The sequence below is a fragment of the Streptomyces sp. genome (assembly GCF_036566765.1).
Taxonomy (GTDB): domain Bacteria; phylum Actinomycetota; class Actinomycetes; order Streptomycetales; family Streptomycetaceae; genus Streptomyces.
The window spans coordinates 1-6512 of record NZ_DATCVQ010000420.1 but is presented as its reverse complement, the minus strand read 5'-3'; the positions used below and the strand labels follow the sequence as shown (position 1 = coordinate 6512).

Here is a 6512-nt window from a genome sequence, read left to right as displayed (position 1 = left end):
GCCGGGGCCGGGGCCGGGGGCGCCGCAGGCTTGTCGTCCTTCCGGAGCGGCACGTAGGTGCTGCTCGGGCGCTCGGGCTTGGGCTCGGGCTTCGGCTCGGGCTTCGGCTCGGGCTTCGGCTCGGGCTTGGGCAGCGGCGGGAGCTTCAGGGCGGTGGTCGGCTGGTCGACGACGGGCGGTCGCACGGCCTTGAACATCGTGGTCGGCTGGTCGACCCCGGCGGCGGGCTTCTCCGCCGCCTTGGGGGCCTCGGGGGCCTTCGGGGCCTCGGAGGCGGCCGGGGCGGGCTCCTCGGCCTTCTCAGCCGTCTCTGCCGTGCTCGCGGCGGGGGCGGGCTTCTTGGCGGCGAACCAGGAGTCGGCGTCGGGCTTCGGAGCGGCGTCGGAGGCCTCGGCCGTCTCGGCCGCCTCCGGCTCGTCGTCGGAGTCCGAGTCGTTCTCGCCCTCGTCCTCGTCGTCGTCGGAGTCCGGCTCCGCGCCGGTGTCCGAGTCGGTCGCCTCGGCCTCGGGCTCGTCCTCGTCCGTCGCCTCAGCGGCAGGCTCGTCCGCCTCGGGCTCCTCGGGCTCCGCGTCCGCGTCCTCGTCCGACGACTGCTCGTCCGAAGACTCCGCGTCCTCGTCCTTGGCCACCCACGCCGCCACCGCCGCCTTCAGACGGTCGTCGCCCTCCTCGGACGCCGGCGCCTCAGGCTCCGACGCGTCCGATGCGTCCGACGCGTCCGACGCGTCCGACTCAGACGCATCCGTCTCCGACACGTCCGACGGCGTGTCCGCCTCCGGCGCACGCGGGGACACGGTCTTGAAGACGGCCGTCGGCTGGTCCACCTGGACCCGGGAGCCGGAATCGCCGAAGACGGCCAGTCGCGGATCCAGTCCGCCCGAAGCCGCCTCCCCCGACGACTTCCGCTGCTCCGACCTGTCGGGGGACTCGCCCGCCACCGTGCCTCCTCCATGCGTCATGCGTTCGTCCGAACCATCTACCAGTGTCCTGTGTGAACCCCTTGGCTCCCGTGCTAGACGAGAACGACATACCTACTGGTTCCCGCCCGAACCACCCAGGCACTCTCGACAGATGAATGTGAGAGGGGTCACCCTGTCATTCATCCACGCGGGGAGGCATGGATGGGCAGGAGCCGCAGAACACTTCCGGAGGAGCTTCTGCTGCTCGCTCTGGACCCGACCACGGGTACCACAGCGCAGCCGCAGTCGCTCGACCTCGGCCTGGCCGGAGCACAGCTAGTGGAGCTGGCTCTGGCAGGACGGATAGCCCCTGACGGGGATCGTATCGCCGTGGTGATGCCACGGCCGACCGGAGATCCGACTCTGGACTCCGCACTGGAACTGCTGCGCAGGCGCGGCAGCCCGGTTCGGGCCGTCCACTGGATCGGCGGACCCCGACTGGGGCTCCGCCAGATTTACCTCGCTCATCTGGAGCGGTGCGGCATGGTGCATGCCGTGGCGGGCCAGATGTGCGGAGTGCTGCCGACGACTCGCTACCAGGCGACGGACACGGCGATCAGCCGGGACATCAGGGCCCGGCTGGACAGTGCGATCCGCACCGGTGTACCGCCGGACCCGCGGACCGCGGCGCTCGCCGCGCTGGCCCACGCGGTCGGTCTCGGCAAGCACCTGTACCCCGGCAACGAAGGACGGTCGTCGCGGTCCCGACTGCGCGACCTGATCCGGCACGACCCGATGGGCGGTCTCGTCGCGCACGCGGTGATGGACGTCCAGAACGGTGTGGGCGCGCAGCCCCGCCGTGGTTCCGCCGCTCCCGGCGGCCGCCAGGCGGCGGTCCCGGTGCAGCCGAGCCGCGGCAGCATGGCCCGCGCCGTCGCGCACTGACGCACTACCCGCACGACCCGTTTCGGGAGCCGCACGTGTGCGCGGGGCAGCCTTCTCCGGCTGTCCCGCGCACCTGTGTTGTCGCTGTTTTCCAGCGCGCCGCGCACCTTTGGTGGCAGTCTGCCAAGCAGTAGATACGTACAGCTACGCAGCCGGAGGTGCAGTTTCCGTGGCGTCCAACGTCAACCCCACCGTCAGGCGTCGTCGATTGGGCCAGGAGTTGCGCCGGCTTCGCGAGCTCAAGGGCATGACGGCCGAGCAGGTGGCGGAGCGCCTCCTGGTGTCGCAGTCGAAGATCAGCCGGCTGGAGAACGGCCGTCGTTCCATCAGTCAGCGCGACGTCCGCGACCTGTGCGGGGTCTATGAGGTCGAGGACGACCGGGTCGTCGAGTCGCTGATGCAGATGGCCAAGGACTCCCGCCAGCAGGGCTGGTGGCATGCCTTCGGAGACATCCCGTACAGCGTTTACATCGGCCTGGAGACCGACGCCGAGAGCCTGCGGGTGTACGAACCCCAGATCATCCCGGGTCTGTTGCAGACGCACCGGTACGCCGAGGCGCTCATCCACGGCGCGTTGCCGGAGTCGACGCCCGGCGAGGTCGAGAAACGGGTGAACGTGCGCACCCGGCGGCAGGACCGGATCAAGGCGCAGGAGCATCCGCTGCGGCTGTGGGCGGTCATCGACGAGGGCGCGCTGCGCCGGATCGTCGGCAACAAGCAGCTGATGATCGAGCAGCTGGAGCATCTCGTCGAGCAGTCGCAGCTGCCGCATGTGACCGTGCAGGTCCTTCCGTTCGACATGGGGGCTCATCCGGGAATCAGCGGGCATTACGCGATCCTGGAATTCCCGGACGCATCGGACTCCAGTGTCGTGTACATCGAGGGCGTGACGAGCGACCTGTATCTGGAAAAGGCGAATGATGTCGCCAAGTACAGCGTCATGTACGAGCACCTTCGCGCACAGGCTCTGAATGTCGAACAAACCCGGCAATTCATCGAGCGGATCGCCAAGGAGTACGCGGACGCGAACTGAAAGGGCCGGACGGTACACCCCGGGATCACTCCAGCGGAAGTCCGTCTGGAATATGCCATCCTCACGAGTGAACGCCTGCCCCACGCGCCAAGGGCGACGAGTAGCGTCGATCACGCCAGAAAGCACGCCGGCAAAACCGTCGGTGTGGCACTCGATCGGCAGAATCGGAGCCAAGAACATGGCGATTATTCAGGGCGGTACGGACAGCTGGACGAAGTCCTCCTATTCCGGCGGAAACGGCGCCTGCGTGGAGGTCAAGTCCCCGGTCCTGGCCTCCATCGCGGTGCGTGACTCGAAGGCCCCCGAGGGCCCCTCGATCACCTTCGCGCCGCACACGTGGAACGCCTTCGTGGGAGAAGTGAGCACGGGAACGCTCTGAGTGCTCCGCTCGTCCCGATCCCCATCGGCAGCACGCACCAGCACAGAGCCCTCTCGACCTGTTTCGCCGTCCCGGCCGAGAGGGCTCGGCCTTTTCTCAGCGTCCTGAGCTGCCTCAGCCTCCTGGGCTTCCTCAGCGGAGCTCGTCCACGTAGCGGTCCGTCCCCGGCACCGTCGGGATGAAGGGCGCGACCAGCTCCACCCTCCCGAGCCCGCCCGCGTCGAGCCCGGTGAAGTGCTCCTCCCAGCAGTCGCGCGGATCCTCCTCCAGGAACCAGAGCAGCGTCAGCCGGGTGTCGACCCCCTCCACCTGCTTCACGTAGGTCATCCGGTCGCCCGGCAGCGGCGTCGGCCGGAAGACGGTCGCCATCGCCGCCGGGGAACCCGCGAGCCGGCGCGGCAGCTCGCGGGTCCGCAGCCACTCCAGGAGCTCGGTCCGCTGCTCCGCGCTCTCCGCGTCGATCACCTGGAGCACCAGGCCCGCGTAGGGGTGGTCCAGGGCGTGGAAGTCCCGGGGGCCGGCCGCGCCGTCGCGGTAGACGGTGGCCTCGTGGTCCTGGAAGGACGTGAAGACATGCGTCCGGGCCTGGTGGACGCGGGCGTCGCGGTTCAGCCGCTTGTTGATCGCGACCGTCCACTTCATGTGGTCGGCGTAGCGGCCGTCGGTGATCCAGTACGTGGAGATGTAGCAGCCGGCGCTCACCGGCTGGGCGACCGCGGACTTCTCCGGGTAGCGCAGTTCCTGGAGCGCGCGGGTGGCGACCCAGCGGCGGCCTGCGTACATCCAGGGCATCGCCATCGCGCCGGCGTAGTAGTGGTCGTCCTCGTACCAGCGGTTGTACGCGTACTCGTGGCCCGGGTGCGGCTCCACCATGGTGATCAGCGCGTGCCCGGGGCGGATTCCGTACGGCCCGACCGCGGCCAGCTCCGCGTACGCCTCGCTGCGGGTGTCGTCGCTCATTCGCTGCCCCTTCCCAAGTCGATGCGGGAGACCTACTCTGACGGGCCGTCAGATGTATGACCAGAGTCGGGAGGCCTCGGATGCTGCTCCAGGGAAAGACCGTCGTCGTGTCCGGGGTCGGCGCGGGCCTCGGACGCCAGGTCGCCGCCACGGTCGTGCGCGACGGGGGCAACGCGGTCCTCGGCGCGCGCACCGAGGCCACGCTCGCGGCCTGCGCCGCCGAGCTCGACCCGAAGGGCGAGCACACCGCGTACCTCGCCACCGACATCACCGACGAGACGCAGTGCGAGGCGCTGGCGGCGCTGGCCGTGGAGCGGTTCGGGGCGGTCGACGCGGTGGTCCATGTCGCCGCCTGGGACAGCTACTTCGGCGGCCTGGAGGACGCCGACTTCGCCACCTGGCAGGGCGTCCTGGACGTGAACCTGCTGGGCACGCTGCGGATGACCCGGGCCTGCCTGCCGGCGCTGAAGGAGCGGGGCGGCTCCGTCGTCCTGATCGGCACGCAGTCGGCGGTGGCCGCGCCCTCGCAGGTGCGGCAGGCGGCGTACGCGGCGTCCAAGGGGGCGCTGACCTCGGCGATGTACTCGCTGGCGCGGGAGCTCGGGCCGCACCGGATCCGGGTCAACACCGTGCTGCCCGGCTGGATGTGGGGGCCGCCGGTGCAGGCGTACGTGACGTTCGCCGCGCACACCGAGAAGGTGCCGGAGGACGAGGTGCTGGCCCGGCTCACGGACCGGATGGCGCTGCCGGAGCTGGCGACGGACGGCGACGTGGCGGAGGCCGTGGCCTTCCTCGCGTCGGACCGGGCCCGGGCGATCACCGGCCAGTCGCTGCTCGTCAACGCGGGCGAGCTGATGCATTGACCCCGCCGGGGCGGGGCGGTCAGTCCCGGGGGTAGCGGGCGAGCCAGCCCTCGGAGGACTCCGCCGGGCTGTGCAGCGCGGCTCCCTGGGTCATCTCCATCGCGAAGTCGTCGGCCAGTTCCAGGATCGTCGCACGGCCCTCCAGCTCGGCCAGCCAGGCCGGCGGGAGGGCCGTCTCGCCGTGCAGGGCGCCGAGCAGAGCGCCGGTCAGGGCGCCGGTCGCCGCGGACGGGCCGTCGTGGTTGACGGACAGGCGCAGGCCGTGGCGTATGTCCTCGCCGACGAGGGTGCAGTACACGGCGACCGCGAGGGCGTGCTCGGCGAGGTCCTCGCCCGCCCCGAGGGCGTCCACCCTGCCGGGCCCGGGTATGCCCTGGCGCACGGCCCCGAGAGCCTGCTGCAGCGCGTCGGTGACCGGCTGGTGGCCGGGCCGCCGGGCGAGCTGGCCGAGTGCCCGCTGCACCGCGCCGTCGACGGTCTCGCCGCGCGCCAGGCCGTGCACGATCAGCGCGAAGGCCCCGGCCGACAGGTATGCGGCGGGGTGGCCGTGGGTCTGGGCGGCGCACTCGACGGCGAGCTGGCACACCAGCTCCGGCTCCCAGCCGACGAGCAGCCCGAAGGGCGCCGAGCGGACCACCGCGCCGGCGTCGCGGGCGTCGGGGTTCTTGGGCTTGTCGAGGGTGCCCGCACGCTCGTCGCCGAGCCCGGTCAGGCAGGCGCGGGCGGGGTCGCGGCGGGCGTAGAGCCACTCCTGGCGGGCCAGCCAGCCGTTGTCCCTGCGGCGCTCGTCGGGGCCCCAGTCGCGCTGGGTGGCGGCCCAGCGCAGATGGGCGCGGTGCACGTCGGTCGGCGGGTGCCAGGCGCCGATGTCCCGGCGGACCTGCGCGCGGACCAGGCCGTCGACGGTGAACAGGGTCATCTGGGTGGCGGCGGTGACCGCGCCGCGTCTGCCGTGCGCTGGGACCGGCTCGGTCAGGCCCTGCGGGCCATGGGCGGCCCGTATCTCCTCCAGCGAGCGCCCGACGGCCCCCGCCCCGAACGCGTCCCCGACCGCGCCGCCGAGCAGGCAGCCGCGTACCCGCGAGCGGAAGTCCTGCTGTTCGGCGCGGCCCCAGACGGCGGCGGCTACTGCTGTGGTCACACGTCCCCCCGTGGTTCCCGTGGCGACTCGGCGGCGGTCTGGCGCAGCACTGTAACCGATCAGGAACGGTCGGTTCAGGGCACCTTCCAGTCACCGTGGCCGTGAATCGCCTCCGCCGCGCGGCGGAGCCGGTCCCGCTTCTGGAGGGACGTACGGGCCCCGGGAGGTCGGCGACGCTCGAGGAGCAGTCCAGCCCCTCCCGACAGGAGCCCATCGTGCTCAAGAACACCCTGCGCGCCGCCGCCGTCCTCGCGATGGTCGCCGCCGTCGCCGCGCCCGTCGCCGTCGCGGC

General features: G+C 71.6%; 7 protein-coding genes and 1 pseudogene. 5 read left to right on the top strand and 3 right to left on the bottom strand.

Features of this window, described 5'->3' with window-relative positions; genetic code table 11:
- Nucleotides 1-959 (bottom strand): annotated as a pseudogene (locus VIU94_RS24710) (D-alanyl-D-alanine carboxypeptidase); the annotation flags it as partial.
- A gap of 162 nt (nt 960-1121) precedes the next feature.
- Between VIU94_RS24710 and VIU94_RS24705 the strand changes: the two are divergent.
- The 3 genes from VIU94_RS24705 (at nt 1122) to VIU94_RS24695 (ending at nt 3256) form a co-directional block, all read left to right on the top strand.
- Nucleotides 1122-1844 (top strand): GOLPH3/VPS74 family protein, encoded by a 723-nt coding sequence (locus VIU94_RS24705; RefSeq protein WP_331914215.1) that lies wholly within the window; start codon nt 1122-1124, stop codon nt 1842-1844.
- 169 nt (nt 1845-2013) lie between these two features.
- A complete protein-coding gene (gene relB, locus VIU94_RS24700; protein WP_331914213.1) occupies nt 2014-2877 on the top strand; it encodes a type II toxin-antitoxin system RelB family anti-toxin in 864 nt (287 codons plus the stop codon).
- Between the two features lie 178 nt (nt 2878-3055).
- Complete coding sequence (locus tag VIU94_RS24695; protein ID WP_331914211.1) at nt 3056-3256, top strand: DUF397 domain-containing protein; 201 nt, start codon at nt 3056-3058, stop codon at nt 3254-3256.
- A 132-nt stretch (nt 3257-3388) separates the two neighbouring features.
- Here the strand turns inward: VIU94_RS24695 and VIU94_RS24690 are convergent, their stop codons facing one another.
- Nucleotides 3389-4216: a hypothetical protein gene (locus VIU94_RS24690; protein WP_331914209.1), complete on the bottom strand. Its 828-nt coding sequence runs from the start codon at nt 4214-4216 to the stop codon at nt 3389-3391.
- A gap of 80 nt (nt 4217-4296) precedes the next feature.
- Here VIU94_RS24690 and VIU94_RS24685 point away from each other — a divergent pair, with 80 nt between their 5' ends.
- Entirely contained in the window at nt 4297-5079 is a 783-nt protein-coding gene (locus VIU94_RS24685) for an SDR family oxidoreductase (protein WP_331914207.1), read from the top strand.
- A gap of 19 nt (nt 5080-5098) precedes the next feature.
- Here the strand turns inward: VIU94_RS24685 and VIU94_RS24680 are convergent, their stop codons facing one another.
- On the bottom strand, nt 5099-6220 hold the full coding sequence (locus VIU94_RS24680) for an ADP-ribosylglycohydrolase family protein (RefSeq protein ID WP_331914205.1): 1122 nt from the start codon (nt 6218-6220) through the stop codon (nt 5099-5101).
- Between the two features lie 101 nt (nt 6221-6321).
- Here VIU94_RS24680 and VIU94_RS24675 point away from each other — a divergent pair.
- The coding region (locus VIU94_RS24675) for a hypothetical protein (RefSeq protein ID WP_331914203.1) at nt 6322-6512 on the top strand (191 nt) is incomplete at its 3' end.

Excerpts from the sequence above, each read along its gene's own strand:
- VIU94_RS24705 (WP_331914215.1), top strand. The coding sequence starts at position 1,122 with ATGGGCAGGAGCCGCAGAACACTTCCGGAGGAGCTTCTGCTGCTCGCT.
- VIU94_RS24695 (WP_331914211.1), top strand. The coding sequence starts at position 3,056 with ATGGCGATTATTCAGGGCGGTACGGACAGCTGGACGAAGTCCTCCTAT.
- VIU94_RS24690 (WP_331914209.1), bottom strand. The coding sequence starts at position 4,216 with ATGAGCGACGACACCCGCAGCGAGGCGTACGCGGAGCTGGCCGCGGTC.
- VIU94_RS24685 (WP_331914207.1), top strand. The coding sequence starts at position 4,297 with ATGCTGCTCCAGGGAAAGACCGTCGTCGTGTCCGGGGTCGGCGCGGGC.